Consider the following 19,522-nt stretch of genomic DNA (forward strand, 5'->3'; position numbering starts at 1 on the left):
CGGAGGTACGGTCCCCTCTCAGCCGACGGCGCAGGTGGCGCCGCTGAGGGTGAACGCGGTGGGTGCGGCGTTCGTACCGCTCTGCGAGCCGGTGAAGCCGACGGTCACCGAGCCGTTCGCGGGGATGGCCGAGGTGTACGACGCGGGGGCGACGCTCACCGAGCCGCCGGTCTGGGTGGGGACGCCGCCCCACATGTTGGTGACGGTCTGGCCGTCGGCGAAGGCGAAGCCCAGCGTCCAGCCGTCGAGGGCGGTGGTGCCGGTGTTGCGGATGGTGATCTCGCCCTGGAAGCCGCCCGACCACGTGCCGACGACCTTGTATCCGACGGAGCAGCCGGGGCCCGGTGTGCCGCCGCCCTCGTCCGTGGTGACGCCGGCTGCGGCGGAGCGCGCGGACCGGTTGCCGGCGGCGTCGCGGGCGTAGACGGCGAAGGTGTAGGCGGTGCCGGCGGTGAGGCCGGTGACGACGACGCTGTTGGTCGCGGAGGCCGCGACGGTGGTCTCCGTACCGCCGCTGACGTGCACGACGTCGTAGCCGGTGACGCCGACGTTGTCCGAGGAGGCGGTCCAGCCGAGGGTGACGGAGGTGTCCGTCACGGCGGAGGACGTCGGGGCGCCGGGGGCGGTCGGGGCCTCGGTGTCCTGCGAGGTGCCGCCGTAGACGGTGGCCTCGCGGGAGGTCTGGGCGATGCCGTCGGCGCCGTGGACGATGCGCTCGCCCCAGGAGCTGAGGCGGGCGGGGTCGAAGCCGATCGCGAGGTCGAGGACCGGGTCGGTGTTGCCGCTCCAGGACCAGGCGATGTAGCCGAGTCCGAGCCGCTCGGCCTCGGCCATCACGGTGTCCTCGTCCGGATCGCCGTACTGGTCGGCGGGCCCGCCGAACTCGCCGATGACCAGGGGCAGTCCGGCGTCCACGAAGGCGTCCAGATAGTCGGTGACCTTGTCGGCGGTGTTGTACACGCTGTACATGTGGATCGAGAAGACGAGGTTGCCGGTGGAGTCGGCGTCGTAGACGGCCTGCGCGTTGTCCCGCATGACGCCCTGCCAGTCCTGGCCCCAGTTGGGCGCGTCCACCATGATCGTGTGCGCGAACCCGGCGTCCCGCAGTTTCTTGACCGCGGCGGTCGTGGGCGCGGTCCAGCCGGCCGGATCGGTGTTGCCCCAGGGCTCGTTGCCGATGTTGATGACGACGTAGTCCTCCTGGCCGGCGAGGACGTCCTTGAGGCTGATCCAGTAGTCGGCGGCGTGATCGAGCGTCCCGGCCGCGGAGTCCTCGCCGTATCCGGTGGTGTCGTGCACCTCGAGTACGCAGATGAGCCGGTCGGCCTTGCACCGGGCGATGACGGCGGCCACGTCCTCGGGGCTGTTCCTGCTCCAGCGGTAGCCGTCGGAGAGGACGACGCGGACGGTGTTGGCGCCGGTCGCCTTGATGTCGTCCAGCGACTGGGTCTCGCCGGGGTACCAGGTGTGGGCGTGATTGATGCCGCGCATGACGAAGTCGCTGCCGTTGCCCTCGACCAGCCGGCCGTCACTGATGTGGAGACCGGTGGTGGCGGGGGCGGCCTGCGCCGGGGCGAGGGCGCCGAGGGCGAGTAAGGGGAGGAGGGTGGAGAGGACGGTGAGGACGACGCTCGCCGCCCTTCTCGTTGTGCCGATCGCTGTTCTCACTGCGGCTCCAGAGGATGGGCGGGTCGGGAATCAGGACAGGGCGGATCGCTCGGACGATGTGTGGGAGCGCTCCCATGTCCGGCGCTCCCATGAAGCCATCCAGTCAGGGGCACGTCAAGACATCGGACAGGCTCGGGCACGCGGCAGGACTCCGCACCCCGGCAGCCGCAGGCCGGCGAGTGCGGGGGATGATGCGTCACCGGGTCACGCCGGACACCGGCGGCACCCGCCCCGGTCCCTTACCCCCGGCCTTCACCCCGCACATCAGGAGGATCCATGTCCGAACAGGCCCACGAAGCAGTCGCGTCGGTGTGGTCGCGGATCGAGAAGTGGTACGCGGAGCGCGACGCCTCCCACTTCCTGCTGCCCCCGGCGACCTCCGATGACATAGCCGCGGTCGAGGCGGAACTCGGCGTCTCCCTGCCCGAGGCCGTCAGGGCCTCGCTCCTGCGGCACAACGGCTCCACGGACGGCGGCTGGCCGGCGGGCAGTCTGCTGTCGTGCACGGGGATGGCCGAGGAGACCAAGGTCTGGCGGGACCTGCTGGAGGACGGCTCGTTCGACGACGTGACGGACTTCAACGCGGCCGACGAGAGCGCCTCCGCGCTCCGGCCGGGCTGGTGGAACACCGGCTGGGTCTCGCTGGACGCGGACGGCGGAGGGAACGGAGCCGTACTGGACCTGTCGCCGGGAACCGGCGGACGCGTCGGCCAGATCATCGACATGGACCACGAGGTGGGCCCGAGCGGCCCGACGGCAGAGGACTTCGCCGACTATCTGCTCCTCCGGCTGGAGGAGTTGGAGGACTGCGTGGTGGTGGACGGGGAGTACGTGGAGGCGGGGTGAGGGCCGGCGGGGGTCAGCGGGTCGGCGCGGACCGCCGGTGATCACTCGTGATCACCGGACGGAGGCACTGCAGATCCCTCTCGTAGACGTCCCCCAGAAGATCGGTCACCTGGACCCTGACATCCAGCACGGAGAGGCGTTCGTGGGCCCGGGGGCCGAGAGCCAGCAGCTCCATCCCCTCTCTGCCGGTGTTGGTCATCGGTACAGCTGCGCCGCGGCCCAGATGCAGCAGGAAGTAGTCCTGGTCCCGGTCGAGCCCCAGCGAGGTCAGGGCGTCGATGGTGGTGCGCCAGGAAACCCATCCGGCCGGGAGGGCGGGGTTATCCGGACACGCGGGGGACGCCTGTATCCGGTAGGCGACCGACTGGACCACGGATCTGCCGCCCCCCGCGTTGATGAGGAAGACCGTGCGCAACGAGTCGCCGATCTCGTTGCTGCGTCCCTTGCGCGCGGACCAGCTCAGGGTGGGCTGCATGGTCTGCGAGAGCTGGGTGCGGGTCAGGATGATGCCGGCCAGCAGGGCGACCACGGCTGCGCAGGTCGAGGCGTCGAGTACCGAAAGGCGCCACGGCCAGTCGTCGCGGACGCCGGAATTCAGGTTCGACTTGACGACCTCCCAGGACAAATTGACCAAGGCGAAGACGAGTAGCGCCCTGGGCCACCGCAAGGTCTTGCCGCTCGTCGAGATCCGTCTCTGCTCCCACTGTGGCTCTTCCACTCGCCCTCCCGCGCCTCTGTGCACCAGTGGTCTCACCATGCAGCGTGCGGGGTTGGGTAGCAACAGGGCCCAATATTGCGGTAGTTGTGGGCAACTACCGCGAGACGACCGGAGACCTCGATGACCGCCACCGCTGTCACCATCCGCCCGGCCGTCAGGGAGGACGTCCCCGCCGTGGCTGGCCTCATCGAGGAGATCGAGAGGTTCTACGGCGCGACCGACATCGAGCGGGTCGCCGTGCGCCGCGCCCAGACGGAGCAGGCGCTCTTCGGCGCGCCGCCCCTGGCCCACGCGCTCGTGGCCGAGACGGAGGACGGCGACATCGCCGGCCTGGCCGCGTACTCGTTCCTCTGGCCGGCGACGAACGCCACGCACTCCCTCTTCCTGAAGGAGCTCTATGTGAGGGAGCCACTGCGCCAACAGGGCGTCGGCGCAAGGCTGATGGCGGAGCTCCGCGCCATCGCCGCCGCCCGCCCCGGATGCAGCCGCATGGAATGGATGACGGACAGCACGAACCCCTCCGCGCGCCGCTTCTACAAGTCCCTGGGCTTCGCCGAGTACGAGGGGAAGATCATCTACCGCATCACCCCGTCCTCCCCGGCCACACGGCCGGAGTAGGCACTACCTCGTCAGGGGACGAGGACCAGCCGCCCGCGCAGACCGCCCTCGGCCAGCAGACGGTGCGCCCGGCCTGCCTCGTGGAGGGGCAGGGTGCCGGCGACGCGCGGGGTGAGCGCGCCGGTGCCGGCCAGCGAGGAGAGCCCGGCGAGGGCATGCGCGTCGGCGGCGATCCACTGCTCTCGCACGGTGATCCCGCGAAGAGGTACGGGTGCGGCGCCCCCGACGACGGAGACGAACGCGCCGCGACTGCGTACGGCCCCGAGCGCCGCCAGCCCCACCGCGGCGGCGTCCAGGGCCGCGTCCACGCCGCCGGGGACCAGATCCCGTACGGCCTCGGCGAGACCGGGACCGGCCGACCGCGGCACGAACCACCGGGCTCCGGCACCGCGGACGTACGCCTCGTCCGCGTCCGCCGCACACGCCACGACCCGCAGCCCGCGCAGAACGGCCAACTCCACCGCGAAGCCGCCCACCGCGCCGGCGGCGCCGGTCACGAGCAGGGTCCCGCCCGGCCCCGTACCGAGCAGGTCCAGGGCCTGGAGAGCGGTGAGCCCATTGAGGGGGAGCGTGGCGGCCTCGACGGGGGACGGCCCGGCGGGGGCGACGGCGACGGCACCGACATCGAGGACGACGTACTCGGCGTACGTCCCGAGCGGCAGGTCAAGCCGGTCCCGCACCCCGATCACCCGCTCCCCGGCCACGAACGCGGAGACCCCGGACCCCACTTCATCGACCACCCCGGCGACGTCCCACCCGATCCCGATGACGTCCCTGGGGGCCATCAGCCCGGCTTCGACCAGGCCCCCGGACCGGGTCGCCGCGTCGACCGGATTCACGGCGGCGGCCTCGACCCGGATGCGCACCTGCCCGACCCCGGGGACGGGCACCGGCACCTCCACCACCTCAAGCACTTCCGGCCCACCCACCGCCCGCACGACAACCGCACGCATGCTCTGCTCCTCGACTCCTGCTCGGCTCACTCGACGTCGACGACCTTATGGAGAGCTACTCTCCATAAGGAAGTAGGCACTTCAGGGTGCCTACCGCACGGGAAGGTGAGCCATGACGACGTCATCCGAGGCCCGCGCCGCCTACGACGCGTACCTCGCGGAGTGCCCGGCCCGGCACCTGCTGGACCGGATCAGCAACAAGTGGGTCAGCCTGATCATCAACGCCCTGTCCGACGGCCCCCAGCGCTACAGCGACCTCGCCCGCACCCTGGTGAGCGTCAGCCAGAAGATGCTCACCCAAACCCTCCGCACCCTCGAACGCGACGGCCTCCTCACCCGCACCGTCACCCCATCGGTCCCGGTCCGCGTGGACTACACCCTGACCCCACTGGGCGAGACCCTGATCCCGGTGATGCGAACGATCAAGGCATGGGCGGAAGACAACATGGACGAGGTACTGGCGGCGCGGGGGGCGTACGACGGGGTGGGGTGAGCCGGCACAGCTCACCCCGGGCCGGTGCGGCCGGGCCTGCGCAGCTTCGTGGGTTCACCGAGGTGATGGCGTACGGCATGCCGGTCGGGGTGGCCGTCACCGGATCCCTCGGGCTGCATGAGGGCGCCTGCGGCGTTCCGCGGAGGTGTCAGCAGCGCCGAAGACCGGGTTCGCGCTCCTGGGCCGGGCCGGCCGACGGGGCCCCTCGTTCGTGCGGGGGCGGGGCGGGCGCCATGGCCGGTACGGCACCGGCTCCGGCCGAGCCGTGGAGCAGTTCGGCCAGGTCACGGGGTTGCGCAGGCTCGTCGCTCACGGCTGCCGTCGTGATCCGGTCCAGCCGGAAGCCCCGGCCGGCTCGCCGGGTGCGGCACCAGGCGATGAGGTACCAGTGGCCGTCGGCGGTGAGGAGTCCGGCCGGTTCCACCGCGCGTTCGCTTGTCCGTCCTGCGGCATCGACGTACGACAGCCGAAGCACCGTGCGGGTGCTGAGGGCGTATTCGACCGCGGCCCGGATCGTGGAGTCGGCCCGGGACGGCAGGGCGACGATGCGTGCGGCGAGTGCCTGCGCCGCCGTCGAAGCGGGTCCGGTCATTGAGGCCGTGATCTTCTGGGCTGCCGTACGGGCCGCGTCGGCGAACGGGGTCGAGCTGCCGGCTGCGGCGAGCGCGGCCGCCTCGTCGGCGGCGAACCGGATCGGGGGCATGGTCATCTGCGGGTCGATGCACCAGCCCCCGCCCCGCCCGGGCGCTGTGCGCACGGGGACCCCGGCCTCCATCAGCATCTGCAGGTCGCGCTGCACCGTGCGCGTACTGATCTCGAACCGTGCGGCGAGCGCCGCGACCGTCAGCGGGCGCGGCGCGGCCGCGCGCAACTCCTCGACGAGTGCGTAGAGCCGGGCCGTACGCTTCATGGCGTCGACGCTACCCTCACGCGGCGGCCAGGAAGCGGCGCTCTCGCTGGTGCTCCCGCTCAGTGATGGTCAAGGGGAACAGGGTGAAGCCGTGCATCGCGCCGGCGACGACGCCGAGGCGGACCGGTGCACCCGCGGACTGCCACCGCTGGGCGAGGAAGAGCGAGTCGTCCAGCAGGGGATCCTCCGAACCGACGACGATCCGTGCGGGCGGCAATCCGGCCAAGTCGGCGAAGAGGGGCGAAACCTCGGGTGTTCGGCGCTCCTCGGCCCCCATGGCCGGCGTGAACAGGTCGTAACTGCCGCGCAGCGAATCGGTATTGCTCAGCAGGCGCCTGGCGCCGAACAACCGCTGGCTCGGTGTCATCGACAGGTCGTACGGCCCGAAGAGCAGGTGGGCCGCCCGGAACGCACCGGTGATCCCGTGCCGGTCGCGAAGGCGCAGCAGCGTCAGGACGCTGAGATGTGCGCCGGCCGATTCACCCCCGATCAGGAGCCGTTCCGTACCGAACTCGGCAGCGGCACGACCCACGAGCCACCGGGCCACGGCTTCGCAGTCGTCGGGCCCGGCGGGGAACGGATGCTCCGGCGCGAGACGGTACTCGACGCTCACGACGGTCAGCCGCGCCTGCCGGGCCAGGCGCCACAGCCGTTCGTCCTGGCCATCCGCGGAGCCGAACGCCCAGCCGCCGCCGTGGATGTGCAGATACACACCGTCGGCATCGCCCGGCACGAACACCCGCACCTTCACCCCGCCCGCAACGACGCGGTCCTGCCCCTGCGGCAATCTGTCAGGCGGCTCGTCGCCACCGAGCCGGTTACGTCGCAGGACCGCGAGCAGGGATGCGTCCGGCGCGGCACCACGAGCCGGACGACTCGCGGCGGCGGTCTCGAACTGCTCGTTGAACGCCAGGGTCTCGGCGAGGCAGTCCTCATCGGTGATCGTCATGCCGTCGACGGTCGCACCGGGGCGCGACAACTGCGTGTCACCCCTTCCGGGTGAACTGTGTCACGGCCTCGGTGAGCGGTCCGATGGCGGTGGCATCACCTCAACGCGTCGTGGAAGAAACCGATCGACGGATCCTCCGGCGTCCCGATCAACAGAGCGCGGTCGAGCAGCCCGTTGTTGTGCTCGCAACTGGTCTCGGGCAGCAGGACGCAGGCGTGGCACGCGGCGAGGTTGATGCCGCCCACGCCGCTTCCCTGGGACTCGATACAGAGCGGGTCGGCCGAACACCACTGGGCCCTGACGAGAGCCGAGCGCAGCGCGGGCTCCAGCCGGTCCGGCTCTCCCTGGGCGACCAGGCCACCCAGGCTTCCGGCGGAGTCGCTGGTGGCCGTGCAGATGAGGATGCCGGCCATCGACTCGTCCGCGTACAAGCGCTCCCGGAGCGAGGCGGCCGGGTATCCACCGTCCAGGCTCCACTCGTTGATCAGAGCGTGGGACAGCGTGTGCAGGAGCACCATGCGGGCGTCGGCCGGAGAGTCCGGCACGGAGGCGGGGTCCTGGGCGCGGTCCCGGAGCATACGGAGGTGCGCGGCCCGGATCCTGTCCGCGCGGGCGGCGACCGCGGTGCTGCGCGCCCAGTCGTCTAGGCGCTGCTCGTCCAGACGGAGGAAGACGCCCTCACCCTGGACCTCCATCGCCGGAAGCCAGTTCATGGGAACGGCCGACAGTGCCGCCTCGTGGACATCGGTGCGCGTCTCGGGTGTGTCGACCCGGGAGAAGGACTTCAGGGCGCGCACCTCCCGCAGGCGCTTCACCAGCATCGGCCCCGTCACGCCGTACGGGGCCAGCCGGGCGGCCGTCGATCGAGGGGGCTCGCAGACGAACTGGGCCTCGTGGTCCGTCTCGCTCTCCAGGCGCCCGGCGACCAGGCGTTCGTACTCCTGTTTGCGCAGGGCGACATAGGCGCGGTCGGGTGTCTTGTCGTCGTCGGGGTCGGCTTCCTCGTGATTCTCCGCCTCGAGGAGTTCCATGACCTTGTCGACCGAGAACTCGTAGTTCTCCTGCAGCGTCAGGGCCTTCAGATACACCGCGATGGCATCGCGGTTGCCCTGCATCTCGCGAAGAGCATCCCAGTGCAGTCCCAGGCGAGCGGCGTGCCCGTCGCTCCACGGCGGGATCGAGAGCGCCGCCTTCACGATGGGTTGCCAGGCGACGGACGAACCGCGTTGGAGCGTCCGCGGCCTTTCGGAGCAGTGTTCGGCCGGTGCCGCTCCGAGCCAGGGGCGCCGACCGTTGCAGAAGACCTTCAGATCCGAGAGGGCGGTGCGTCGGAAGGCTCCCTCCATGGAGACCTCGGGGATACCGCAGGTGCAGGAGATGAGGATCGACCGGAGGGACGCGGTCCTGCCGGTGGTGCGCAGCCGCATCTCACCTCCGCACAGGCCGGTGTCGCCGTCCTGGCGGTTGTTGCGGTGAGCCCACTTCCAGTACGGGAAGTCCTCGATATGGCCCTTGGCGCATGCCATGACGAAACGTGAGGGGACCAGCTCCTCGGCGCAGTCGCCGCACTCGTTCTTGCCCGGCGGGGAGTTGAACCGGCTCACGTGCTGAAGGGTGTTGCAGCCGGGGCAGGAATGCCACAGGGGGAAACGGCGTACGCGGACCCCGTCCTTGCTGGTGTCGTCGGAGGCCGGTGGGAGGCGGAACGATTTGACGCCGAGCACCCGAGCCAGTCGGTGCTCGAAGATCGTCGGCGCCTCGCCGACGTTCCACGAATCGATGCCGCTCACCATGAACGACTCGTTGTCGACGGCGATGATCGAGCCGACACCGTACGTGGTGATCATCTGCGCGCGGCGTACCGATCCCTTGCGCGGGTAGCTGCGCAAGGGAGCACCGGTCCGGCGGCGTCGGGCGGGGGGCGGGGTCATCGGGATGCCTCCATGAACAGGGCGGACTCGGCGTCGACGTCACGCAGACTCCACAGGGTCGGCCATGCGCCTTCGTCCTCGTTGTCGAACGCACGCAGGAGGGACGGTGTCTTCGTGCCGCGCTTCGGCTCGTAGAGGAGGCCTCCGCCTGCATCGGCCACCCCGGCCCACCAATCGACGAACTCGTCGAAGGCGTCGGCTGTGGCGCGGTACTCGTCCGGGTCGACGGATCGGACACGGGCCAGGAGCGCGGTTCGGACGATCTCTTCCAACTCCCCCCGGAAACGGTCGATGTGCCCCGCACCGTCGTTGGCGCGCGCTGCGGGAATCAGGATCCGCGCGAGTGCGACGATCACGGCATGGAGCCCGCGGTCCCGAGCGCGGGACGAGAAGGGCGTCACGCTGGTCGATTCGACCTCGCGGTACAGCGCGGAGTGGAAGTGCTGGAAGCTCTCGTAGTGCGAACGGTCGCGTGAACGGGAGGAGTTCAGCATCACGGCGACCAGGCCGGGATGGCGCCGGCCGACGCGGCTGGTCGCCTGGATGTACTCGGCCGTTGTCTGCGGCTGGCCCATGACCGCCATCAGCCCGAGCCGGTCCACGTCGACGCCGACGGAGATCATGTTGGTGGCCAGCAGTACATCCACGACATCGGGGTCCGGCAGCCGCTTCTCCACCTGCTTGAGCCGCTTCGGGACCTCGCTGGAATTGGCCCGGCTCGTCAGCTCGGTCTGCTCCGACACCTTTCGCTGCGGGCAGTCGTCGCGCGCCGCCAGATAGCCGAGATAGGCGTCGACGTCGTCATGGACCTGGAGTTCGGCCGCTGCCAGCAGACGGAGGCTGTTGAAGTACCCGACGAGCGTCCAGTAGGCGTCCCGCACATCCTCGGCGATGCCGGCGCGGGCCGCCCGATGAAGGAGGTTCGCGTAGGTACGGATGAGTAGAGTCGACTGGCTGGTGCTCGGTGTGAGGAGGCCGACGTACTGACGGCTCGCCTTGCGATCCTTCGGGGTCTCCACGGCGAACCAGGAGTCCCGGGCATCGATGCCCGCCGGCGGGAATTGGGCGACCGTTCGGTCGAAGAGCTTCCGCCCCTGGTCCGACGCCCGTCGGATCGTGGCCGTCGAGGCAATGACCTTCGGTCTGTCCGCCAGGAGATCAACCGCCGTCTCGTACAGCCCGGTGAGTGTGCCGAGCGGTCCCGAGATGAGATGCAGCTCGTCCTGGACGATCAGTTCCGGAGGAGGCGTGCCGTCCTCGCGGTCCCGGTTGAAGAGGGCTGCGGTCTGCTCGCGCCACGGCATCGCGGCGAACTTGTCGACGGTGGCGATCACCAGGGTCGGTCGGGCGTCGTAGACGGCTTCGTCGACGAGGTGGACCGGCAGCCCGTCACGGAAGTCGCACCAGGTGTCCGGGCAGCGGACGTACATCCGCCGCGCCTCTTCGTCGACCTCGTACTGATAGGCGTCGAGACGGGTGCCGCACCAGGGGCAGGCGTGCAGCTGGACGGGGTTCCTCTCCTGGAGCTCCTTCTCCTTCCGCAGTTCGACCAGGCTCTTCTCGGCGTCCGCCAGCCTGTTGGGAGTGGCGGACTGGCCGACCCACATGCCGATGGAGATCGGCTCCTTACCGAGCGTTTCCCCCGCCCCGAGACGGATGCGCTCCATGGCACAGATCAGGGCGGCCGCCCTTTCGAACTGTTGCAGGGTCAGCAACCTCAGGGTGTAGCGCATGAGAACGGTGACACCGGCCCCTCGTTCCTGGAGCCGCATGCGGCGCAGGAAGGTGGTGAAGGCGATGAGGCCGAGGTACGCCTCCGTCTTGCCACCACCGGTGGGGAACCACAGCAGATCGGCGACCGCGCGGTCCTTGTGGTTCGGGTCCACGATTCCTTCGAGGCAGAGCAGCACGAAGGAGATCTGGAACGGGCGCCACCGTCCCCGTGTCTCGTCGGGGGTTCCCTCCCGCCCGCTCCGTACCCATTCGCCCCGGGAACGCTGCTGAGCCATGGCCCGATTCGCGAGACGGAACGCCTGCATCGCGTCCGAGTTCTCACCGAGCAGTCGGATACCTCGGCGCATCCGACCGAGCGCGGTGCGGCACTGCTCGATCTGCGCCGACGCGGGTGCTTCGTGCGCGGTTCCGCGGAAGGCGTAGGACTCCGTCTCCTTGCGGTCGATCCACTCGGCATACCCGGCCATCAGCTCGTTCAGAACCGCCAGGACCTCAACCTCCGGCCGTGTCGCCAGGCCGTGCATCGTGAGGGCGGAGTCGTCGATCTCAGGGTTGGAGTCCGTCAGCAACACTTCGTGCGCCGGCACGAACTCGGTGCGCACCGTCGAGATCGAGGCGCGTGCGTTGTTCGGGGCGCCGACGGGAGGCGGGGCCCAGTCCCATTCGGCCGCACAGCCGTGTCCCATGGCGAAGGTGGGCGCGTGGCGGTGGAGCAGTCTGCTCGTCGCGACCTCGGGATCGTCCGTACACCTGTCGGCGGGACGTTCCACGAAGGCAGGCACTCCGGTCGGCGTCGTGACGGTGAGTCGGGGCTGGTACAGGGCGTACGCGTCCTGGAGTTCCTTCTCGCTCACCCGATGCGTGTTGATCAGAGTGACCGTGACGGTGACCGTACCGGCGGCCGGGGGGCGTACGAGGATCTCGACGCTCACTCCGTCGTGCAGAGGCTCGGGACGGTAACGGCTCGGGGCGGTGACGTCCACCGTCACCGGGCGCAGGTCCAGGGCGCGACGACGCCAGTGTTCCTTCTGGTCGGTGGTGCTGCGGGCCTCTGCCCGGCGGGCGGGGATCGGACGTCCTTCGAGGTCGACAGGCTCGTACACCGCGGCCTCCGTGACCACGACGATGCTCGAGGAGACCGACGGGTCGACCGCGAACGTCAGTCCCATGGAGGAGGGGCGACGATCACCGGCGAACGGGACCCCGAAGTCCGGCACGGCCTCCTCGATGTCCCCGCGTCCCCTGAGGAGTGGGGCATCGTCCAACCCCTCGTTCTCGGCGGCGTCCTCGTCCAGCGCCAGCTCGGCATCCTCGTTCGAAGGCCGGGGGAACAGCACCCCGATGGGGTAGGTCGTGATGGGTGGGTCCTGCGTCAGCACCTCGTCCGGCGCTCCGGGGCCCAGGAGGTCCCTGCGGAGCTGGTCGACGAGCCCTTCACGCACCGCGTAGTGGGCCGCGTGCGGGTTCGTTGCGTCGCTCATCGGTCGCTCTCCTCCTGTGTGTTCCCTGCGGTCCATCGGTAGCGACCGAGTCCTGACATCCGTGGCACCATCCACATTCCGTGCTCGCCCAGGCCGGCGCGGGCTCCGGACGCCGTACTGCCTGCCACGCTCTCCAGGCAGTCGACCCGGAACCCCTCGATACTCGAGGGCCAGTTGATGTCCCACGTCCGGTTGACCTTGAGCGAGGTGTACAGGTCCTGCCGGAACCGCTCCGAGACCACGGCGACGGGGCGGTCGCGATGGAACACGGTGTACGGCGGACTCTGGTCCACCGCCATCGTCATCCCGTGCTGGAGACGGACCACCAGGGCGTCCCCGGGAGCGACCGACGAGGCGAGGTGGTCCTGCAGCGCTCCCGGGTCCTGCGTGAAGCCGTCCGTGCCCGGCGGGTGTTCCCGGCACACATCCTGCGCGGACGCCGAGATCCCGAACCGCTGGTACGGCTTCCAGCCGCCCACGTAGTGGCGTCCTGTGCTCCGGTCCCTTCGGATCAGGAGGGTGTCGGGCGCGTCGATGCGGAACAGATCGTCCCTGGGCCGAGTCATCGCGACGTAGAGGGCGCGGGCCTCGGCCCCCGGGTCGATGTGGCTGTGCTGTTTGCGCAGCTCGGCAGTCGATGCCGGTTCGATCACGATCACCCGGTCGAACTCGAGGCCCTTGGCTCGATGGACGGTCGACACCACGAGATCGGCCGGTTCGACCGCGGCGAGGTCGTCGGGGAACCTGCCCTGGGCCACGGCACGCCGAACGGCCGACACGTCCAGGAGACCGCGGGGCGCGGCCGCCACGCCGCGCAATGAACGCCATATCCTCGATCGGTCCCCGACGGGTGAGACCGGACCGGTGCCGAGCAGCTCCTGGAAGCGCTCCTCCGTCAAGGTGGTCGAGCCCGTGCCCCGGAGGACCGAAGCCACCCAAGCGGGTACGGGGCGGTCCTGCAGATCGCGCTGCAACCGGTGCGGCACACCGTGCGAGAACAGCGCCTCCGACAGCACCAGGGCCTGCCGATTGTCCCGGCAGAGAATCGCGCACGTACCCCGGAAGTCCCTCAAGGAGTCGAGCGTGAAGGGATCGTCGACGGCTCCGAACGACGGGCAGGTTCGGAGCAGATCGGTCAGGCCCCGGTGAATGTCCTCACCGGCGGCGTCCGACGCCGAGGTCTCCGACGGCAGACGCTGGAGCGACGCGCCGATCGGAAGAGCGAGGGAGGCCTCGGCGGTGCGTGCCCGGAAGTTGGCGGAGAGGTGCAGCTCGACCAGATCGTCCGGGTAGGACGCGCGCAGCCAGTCGAAGAAGTAGTTCGTCTCCGCAGCGCGAGCATCCTCGTCGGACACCTGGAACCCGAAGATCGCCTGGGCCCCGTCGCCGACCACGGTGAAGCCGCAGCCGTCCTGGAACCGGTCGAGCAGGGTCTCCACCATGTCCCGGCGGTCACCCACCAGGTCCTGGACCTCGTCGATCACCACATGGGCGGGTGCGCCCTGCTCGCTCTCCTCGACCGCCCCGCGCAGAATCGCCTCGGTGGCCGCCGCGATGCGCTCGTCGAATCGAAGCGTGCCCCACTCCTCGGCCGGCTGCTCGCTCCTGAGGAGGGCGTAGGCCCATGAGTCGAACGTCTGGACCCTCACCCGGCGGGCCTCCCGGCCGTGCAGGGCGATCCGCTCACGCAGCTCGCGCACGGCGGCCCTGGAGAAGCTGAGAACGAGGATCTCGCGGGCTTCGAGAGCTTCTTCCTCGTCGCGCATGAGTGCGTCGAGGCGCCGGACGAGAGCGTGCGTCTTACCGGCACCGGCGCCTGCGGTCACCAGGAGCCGGGTGTCCCAGGGCTGTTCGACGACGGCAGCCTGCTCCTCCGTCAGGGGCGGACTGCCGAGGTAGGCGTCCGTCACTTGGCCCTCCACAGGTGTTCGAACTGGGTAAAGGCAAGCGCCTTGTCATAGTTCGTGATGTTGTCCCGGACGTTGAGAATCAGACACGTCTCCTTGCCCCCGTTACCGGGGCCACGAAGTCCGCGACCGATCATCTGTTGGTAGACGTTCGGACTGTACGTCGGGCGGGTGATGACGACAGCCCTGGTCGCCGGCGCGTCGAACCCCTGTGTTAGGACCCCGTAGTTCGTCAGCACCCGTACCCGACCGCGGCGGAAGGCGTCGATACTCCTCCTGCGCTCGCCCGTGGAGGTGGCCGAATCCACGGATGCGGCGGTAATGCCCGCGTCCTTGAGCTTCGCGGCCAGGAACTTGGCGTGTGCGACGGATGTGGCGAAGACCAGGACAGGCCAGTCGTCCGGCATGGCGCCGATCTCCTCCAGGATGCGCCTGTTGCGGTCCTGGTCATCGGCGAGACGTTGCTCTGCGGCCTTCGACAGCAGGCTCATCTGATCGGCCCGGGCCTTCTCGTCATGGGTCAGCTCGATCGTGCCGCCGAGGAGCTCCCGGTGGGTGACCTTCGCCAGCATGCCGAGTTCCTGGAGCTCCCCGTACGGATCGCCCGACGGGAAGACCCCGTCATCGAGTCGTTGGGCCCCGAACCGTTGGACCAGGCGTTTGGTCTCCGCGTCATTGGTGTTGCGGAACGGCGTCGCCGTGAGACCCAGCAGATGGCGTCGTGTCTCATGGGCCGTCAACCCCAGGAGCGCGAGGATCTCGGTGTACTGGGGCGAGATGGCGACATGGGCCTCGTCGACGATGACCAGGCTCGCGTCACGGAGCCAGGCGTAGCTCTCGGTCCCCAGGCAAACACGGAGTTTGGCATCCGTGGCGACGACGAGGTGCGGGCGCTCGGCGACAGGGCCGGCCTCGTTGGTCGTCCAGAGCCTGCTGATCGCCAGAGGGGTCTCCGCCCCCACCTTCGACCAGACGAAGCTCCAGCTCTGTACGGCCTGTTCGCAGAGTTCCTCGGTCTGCGCGATCCAGAGAATGGGGCCGCTCAGCTCACCGACCTGCTTGATCCAGCGGATGACGGCCTCGGCGGCCACCCGCGTCTTGCCCGCCCCTGTGGGCAGGGAGAGCATGCCGCGCTGAGGAGTGAAGCGATCCAGCATGGCGAAGACCTTCGCCGCGAGCCGCTCCTGGTAGTCGTGCAGTCGAGGGAACTCCGACGGGCCGGCGACCTCGATCCGTGGCGGGAGCGCGGGCGTTCGCGCACCGGCGAAGGAGTCGGGGAAGCCGAACTCGGAGACGAACTTCACCGCCGGCGAAGCCCCGGTGAAGCTGGAAGGGGCATGGCTCGGATAGGCGAGCTGCAGATCCCGGGCATGCACCTGGAGCACACCGTCGCCATGGGCGTTGTAGGCCAGGCGAGCGATGCGACGCGGGGACGGTTCGCCGCCTCCCGGCTCCGGCGGCTCGCTCTCCAACAGCCCCGGGGGAAGACCTGCACGGAGCGCTGTCGCACCGATGAGCAACTCCAACTTCTCCTCGACGCTGACCGCCTGTCGGACGCGTCGTAGCGATGCCTGAAGCTCCTGGTCCGCCTCCTGCCGGGCCTGCGCGTCGAGGACGGCTCGGCACCCCGACTCCTTCAGTCCCCAGCGCAGTTCGCGATCTGCCGCGATCAGTGTCGCAAGGCGATCCGCAGAATCCAGCACCAGAACGGTCGTGCCCTGCAACGCGCTGTCGAGAGGGGTCGTGGTGCTGCCCTGAGGAGTCCGAAGTACTTCTTCCAGTTCCGAACAGCGCAGCAGTCGCTGGTTGTTCACCACCGGACCCAACCGCTGGCGGAGCGTGGGGAACTCGTCCTGCACGAGAACGGGCTCGCCGACCCCGACGTGCCGGATCTCCTTGCTTATGACGTCGGAGTAGCGCAGCATCCCCCATGTCTTGACCAGCAGTGCCGCGTCCTCCGGCCCACCGGTCAACAGGGCCGGGATCTGCTCGGCACGCAGCGCCCGGTACTCGGCCTCGCTCGCCGCCACGGCGATCTCGTTGTCCTCGCGGGCAGCCCATGCCGACCCCACACGGCAGCGGGTGAGCTGATCCGGGAAGTCGACTTCGAGACGGGTCAACATCACGTAGGTGCGCCCGACGAAGGCGTCGTCGTCGCTGTCCCGCAACTGCTCCAGAAGCCGGTCCCACTGCTTGGCGGGGACCTCGTCGACCAGGACGGGCAGGTGGAGCTTGCGTGCCTTCTCCGCGCTGATGTCGGCCACGGGCAGGACGTCGGCATAGGAGTGCAGTTGCGGGCCGACGGCGTCGGCAAGCGGGACGATGCCCTGCGAGGTCGACACGCGTCCGTGGCGGCGCAGCATCCAGCGCAGAGGCGAGTGGATCACCTTGCGCGAGGAGGCCTGGACCCCCACGTGTAGGGTCCAGGTATCGATGACGCTGTCATCGGGCAGGGCCTTGACGAAAGCTGCTCGGCCCTCTTCCGACAGCAGCTCCAGGAGGTGCAGGGGACCACCGACGGGGGAGCCCTCCAGCTTGATCCGGGAGAGGCTGGGCCGCGCGGCGTTGCTGCTCAACGTCTTGCAGTAACTGTCATGGATCGCGGCGCGGTATTCCTCGAACCATGACTCGTTCGTCGGCCTGTGCCCGTGCGTGGGCCTGTCCCGCATGCCGAACTCGCGCAGCACCTGCAGGTCGTCCGAGTGGAAGGACGGATCAACGGCGATCGATGCGTCCCGGGAACCGTCCCCCGGCACCACCGGGCCCGGAAGCAGACACTCGCGCATCCGGTGGAACCGCTCGTCGGCGGTTCGGACGAACAGGGTGCTCGACGGATCGGCCACCCGGGCGGTCACTTCACCGCTGACCCGGCTGCCGCCCGCGCTGTGGAACAGCTCCCAGAAGCGGGTCCAGTCCTGCGGTCCGTAGTTCTCCAGGCCCTGTTCCAGCACACCGATGAAACGGCCCCGGGGGTCCGCCTCGCGAATCCCGATCTCGTTGAGGTCGCCGATCAGGGAGTCGTTCTCCGACAGCCTGGGGTCGACGTACGTCGTCCCGTCGCGCAGGCCGTCCTGCACCGTTCGGCGATAGACCTTGCCCACGACGGGAGCGACCAGCCCGCTTTCCTCGGTCAGAACGATTCGGGCCGTCCGCGCCTCGGCCGCGAAGGGGGAGGACTCGCGGATCATGGCGGCGAGGATGCGGATCGCGACCGCGGAGGCCTCGACCGATTCCTCGGTCACCAGCGCCTCCAGCCATTCGCGTACGGACGCGCGGCGTTGCTTGGTCTCCTCCAGGATGTGCCCGACCTTGCCCGCGCGGAACTCGGCGGCCTCGACGGAGGGGTGGATCCAGTTCGACGGCCGTCCGGGACACGTGCTCCACATATGCAGCCACTCCTGCTTGAGCGGCACCTTGTTGTGCGGGGCAGGGTGCACGTGAATGTCACGCGGGATCTGCAGCACACCGTCCTGGTCGGGGAGCGACGGACGCTCGGCCGCCAGCTTCCAGATCTGTTCCGTCAGATATTTGTCGGCCCAGTTCAACGTCTCCGATTCCTTGGTCCGGCCGGGAAGCAGCGGGAGAAAGGCGGCCGGGTCCTGCGGAGGAGCCAGATGCGGCAAGGAGTCGACCACGAGTCGGGCGGCGACACGAATGATCTCCTGGTTGAACGGGCTGGAATCCAGGAGGTTCTGCCGGTCCTCGTTCGTCTTCCAGGCGCCGTTGAGCGCCCCCCGCAGCGTCATCGGATACTTCGTCGGGAAGAATGACCAGAACTCTCCCCGGCCCCGGGGAGTGGTGAGCACGGTCTCACCCGTGTATTCGGGCACGGCCCACGAAATATCGATGGTGCCCCGGTCGTGCATCTCGCCGGCGCTCGCGCGGGCAGCCTCGGTCGGTCGATGGGTGTGTGTGAACACCTTCCACGCGGAACTGGAATCCGGCCGGCCGGTGCGGGCCTCGTGGATCGTGTGCCGGTAGCCGTCGTGGTCGACCGTGATCTCGCGGCGGATCGGCGGCATGGACCGGGTGTCCTCGAGGATCACGGTCCCGACGTGGTGGGAGAACAGCTGGAACCGGGCGGGGAACTCACGCTTGTCCTCAGCCCTGTTCATGGAGTCGTGCATGTCGTGGCCGAGCCGCTCGCCAGCCCCGGGAAGGAGCGGTAGCCGAACCACCGTGGTGGCCCAGCCGAGCAGGGCGTTCAGGACGGGGTCCGCCACCCGCTCCTTCTCGGCGTCCAGCGGCCGAGCCATCCGAAGCACCGGTGCTTCGAACGGCTCGTCGGCGGATGCGCCCCTGGCCTTCCTGATTTCCTCGTACGACCACACACGGTCGAAGCCGAACGCGCCCGAACTACTGAAGAACTGAGGGGTGTCCGTGACGGCCAGGATCGATTTCACGCCGACACCAAATCGACCGATCTGGCCGCCGCGTTTCTTCGAGACGCTCATTCTCAGAATGGTCTCGGCGCCCTCGGGGGTGACGGGCGTGCCCTCGTTCGCGCAGTAGAGGTGCGTCGCGGTGAGCACGACATGCACCTTCCCGCCGGGGGTGGCGGCGATCTCGTCGGCCGCGTTCTGGACGAGCTCGAACAACTGGCGGTCGCCATAACCGCCCTGAGTGATCCTGCGCTCGCCGTTGGCGTGCTCCAGGATGAGTCCGGGGTCCACACGGTACGTTTCCAGGACGCGCGTCGATTGCTCGACGATCTTCTGGATGACGGGCGAGGCACCCGAAATACCCGTCACGTCGCTGTGGTTCAAGGTGATCCCATTTCATGGCCGTGAGATGGACGCGGGAGGAACGGGGGCCGGCCGCACTGCGGGAGCGCGGCCGGCCGACAACTCAACGATAGGGCGCGAGGGTCGGGCGAGGTGTCGAGTCAGTACAGCTTGAAGTAGATGACGACCACGAAGGGCGGGACAGTACGCCGCAAGACCCTGCGGTGGCTGTCGTACCTGTTCGGAGGGCGGGTGGCCCGCACCCGGGGGCGGCGGCGGGCCGAGGGACGGGGGGTGCGGCGACGCCGCGCAGCGGCCCTGCCCGGCGAGGAGCCAGGTGCGCTCTCGGAGGCCTCGCGGGCGGCGAGCATGTCCCGGAGAGCCCGAAGCCGCTCCATCTCGGCGGGGGTCTTGCCGATGCTCTCCAGGAAATTGGGCCGTGCCCACGGGGGCAGGGCGTCGTGCTGCTTGATGAGGAAGAAGAGGAGGTCGTCACGACCGTTCGGATTCATCATTTTTTACCCCATTGGCTTCGTGTGTTGGGCGCAGATTGTTTTCGGAAAATGGCGCACGTGCAGAGGGCTGAATAC

Annotated in this window: 13 protein-coding genes; 3 read left to right on the plus strand and 10 right to left on the minus strand. The window is 69.3% G+C overall.

Annotated features, from left to right (window positions below):
- Positions 1–18: 18 nt before the first annotated feature.
- Positions 19–1,668 (minus strand): cellulase family glycosylhydrolase, encoded by a 1,650-nt coding sequence (locus RLT58_RS22950; protein WP_311312249.1) that lies wholly within the window; start codon positions 1,666–1,668, stop codon positions 19–21.
- A 276-nt stretch (positions 1,669–1,944) separates the two neighbouring features.
- Between RLT58_RS22950 and RLT58_RS22955 the strand changes: the two genes are divergently transcribed.
- A complete protein-coding gene (locus tag RLT58_RS22955; protein WP_311312250.1) occupies positions 1,945–2,514 on the plus strand; it encodes an SMI1/KNR4 family protein in 570 nt (189 codons plus the stop codon).
- A gap of 13 nt (positions 2,515–2,527) precedes the next feature.
- On the opposite strand, the gene RLT58_RS22960 is transcribed toward RLT58_RS22955, so the two are convergent.
- A complete protein-coding gene (locus tag RLT58_RS22960; RefSeq protein WP_311312251.1) occupies positions 2,528–3,232 on the minus strand; it encodes a hypothetical protein in 705 nt (234 codons plus the stop codon).
- A gap of 120 nt (positions 3,233–3,352) precedes the next feature.
- Here RLT58_RS22960 and haaN point away from each other — a divergent pair, with 120 nt between their 5' ends.
- A complete protein-coding gene (haaN, locus tag RLT58_RS22965; protein ID WP_311312252.1) occupies positions 3,353–3,850 on the plus strand; it encodes a cyclophane-containing RiPP N-acetyltransferase HaaN in 498 nt (165 codons plus the stop codon).
- Positions 3,851–3,861: 11 nt separating this feature from the next.
- Here haaN and RLT58_RS22970 read toward each other — a convergent pair whose 3' ends face one another.
- Positions 3,862–4,803, minus strand: a complete 942-nt coding sequence (locus tag RLT58_RS22970) for an alcohol dehydrogenase catalytic domain-containing protein (protein ID WP_311312253.1) — start codon at positions 4,801–4,803, stop codon at positions 3,862–3,864.
- 112 nt (positions 4,804–4,915) lie between these two features.
- On the opposite strand from RLT58_RS22970, the gene RLT58_RS22975 reads away from it, so the two are divergent.
- Positions 4,916–5,296: a winged helix-turn-helix transcriptional regulator gene (locus RLT58_RS22975; RefSeq protein WP_311312254.1), complete on the plus strand. Its 381-nt coding sequence runs from the start codon at positions 4,916–4,918 to the stop codon at positions 5,294–5,296.
- Positions 5,297–5,444: 148 nt separating this feature from the next.
- Here RLT58_RS22975 and RLT58_RS22980 read toward each other — a convergent pair whose 3' ends face one another.
- The 7 genes from RLT58_RS22980 to RLT58_RS23010 form a co-directional block, all read right to left on the minus strand.
- Positions 5,445–6,206 carry a helix-turn-helix transcriptional regulator gene (locus RLT58_RS22980; RefSeq protein WP_311312255.1) on the minus strand — a complete coding sequence of 254 codons (762 nt, stop codon included), beginning with the start codon at positions 6,204–6,206 and terminating at the stop codon, positions 5,445–5,447.
- 16 nt (positions 6,207–6,222) lie between these two features.
- Positions 6,223–7,155 (minus strand): alpha/beta hydrolase, encoded by a 933-nt coding sequence (locus tag RLT58_RS22985; protein ID WP_311312256.1) that lies wholly within the window; start codon positions 7,153–7,155, stop codon positions 6,223–6,225.
- Positions 7,156–7,250: 95 nt separating this feature from the next.
- Positions 7,251–9,086 carry a DrmB family protein gene (locus RLT58_RS22990; protein ID WP_311312257.1) on the minus strand — a complete coding sequence of 612 codons (1,836 nt, stop codon included), beginning with the start codon at positions 9,084–9,086 and terminating at the stop codon, positions 7,251–7,253.
- The gene (locus RLT58_RS22995) at positions 9,083–12,301 is read right to left on the minus strand and encodes a helicase-related protein (RefSeq protein ID WP_311312258.1); all 3,219 of its coding nucleotides are present in this window, start codon (positions 12,299–12,301) and stop codon (positions 9,083–9,085) included. The genes RLT58_RS22990 and RLT58_RS22995 overlap by 4 nt, the downstream gene beginning before the upstream one ends.
- Positions 12,298–14,211 (minus strand): UvrD-helicase domain-containing protein, encoded by a 1,914-nt coding sequence (locus RLT58_RS23000; RefSeq protein WP_311312259.1) that lies wholly within the window; start codon positions 14,209–14,211, stop codon positions 12,298–12,300. Before RLT58_RS23000 ends, RLT58_RS22995 begins: the two co-directional genes overlap by 4 nt.
- Entirely contained in the window at positions 14,208–18,974 is a 4,767-nt protein-coding gene (locus RLT58_RS23005) for a DEAD/DEAH box helicase (protein ID WP_311312260.1), read from the minus strand. The genes RLT58_RS23000 and RLT58_RS23005 overlap by 4 nt, the downstream gene beginning before the upstream one ends.
- Positions 18,975–19,093: 119 nt before the next feature.
- Positions 19,094–19,447, minus strand: a complete 354-nt coding sequence (locus RLT58_RS23010; protein ID WP_311312261.1) for a hypothetical protein — start codon at positions 19,445–19,447, stop codon at positions 19,094–19,096.
- Positions 19,448–19,522: the final 75 nt, after the last annotated feature.

Origin of the sequence: Streptomyces sp. ITFR-16, from assembly GCF_031844705.1 — a bacterium.
Classification (GTDB): Bacteria; Actinomycetota; Actinomycetes; order Streptomycetales; family Streptomycetaceae; genus Streptomyces.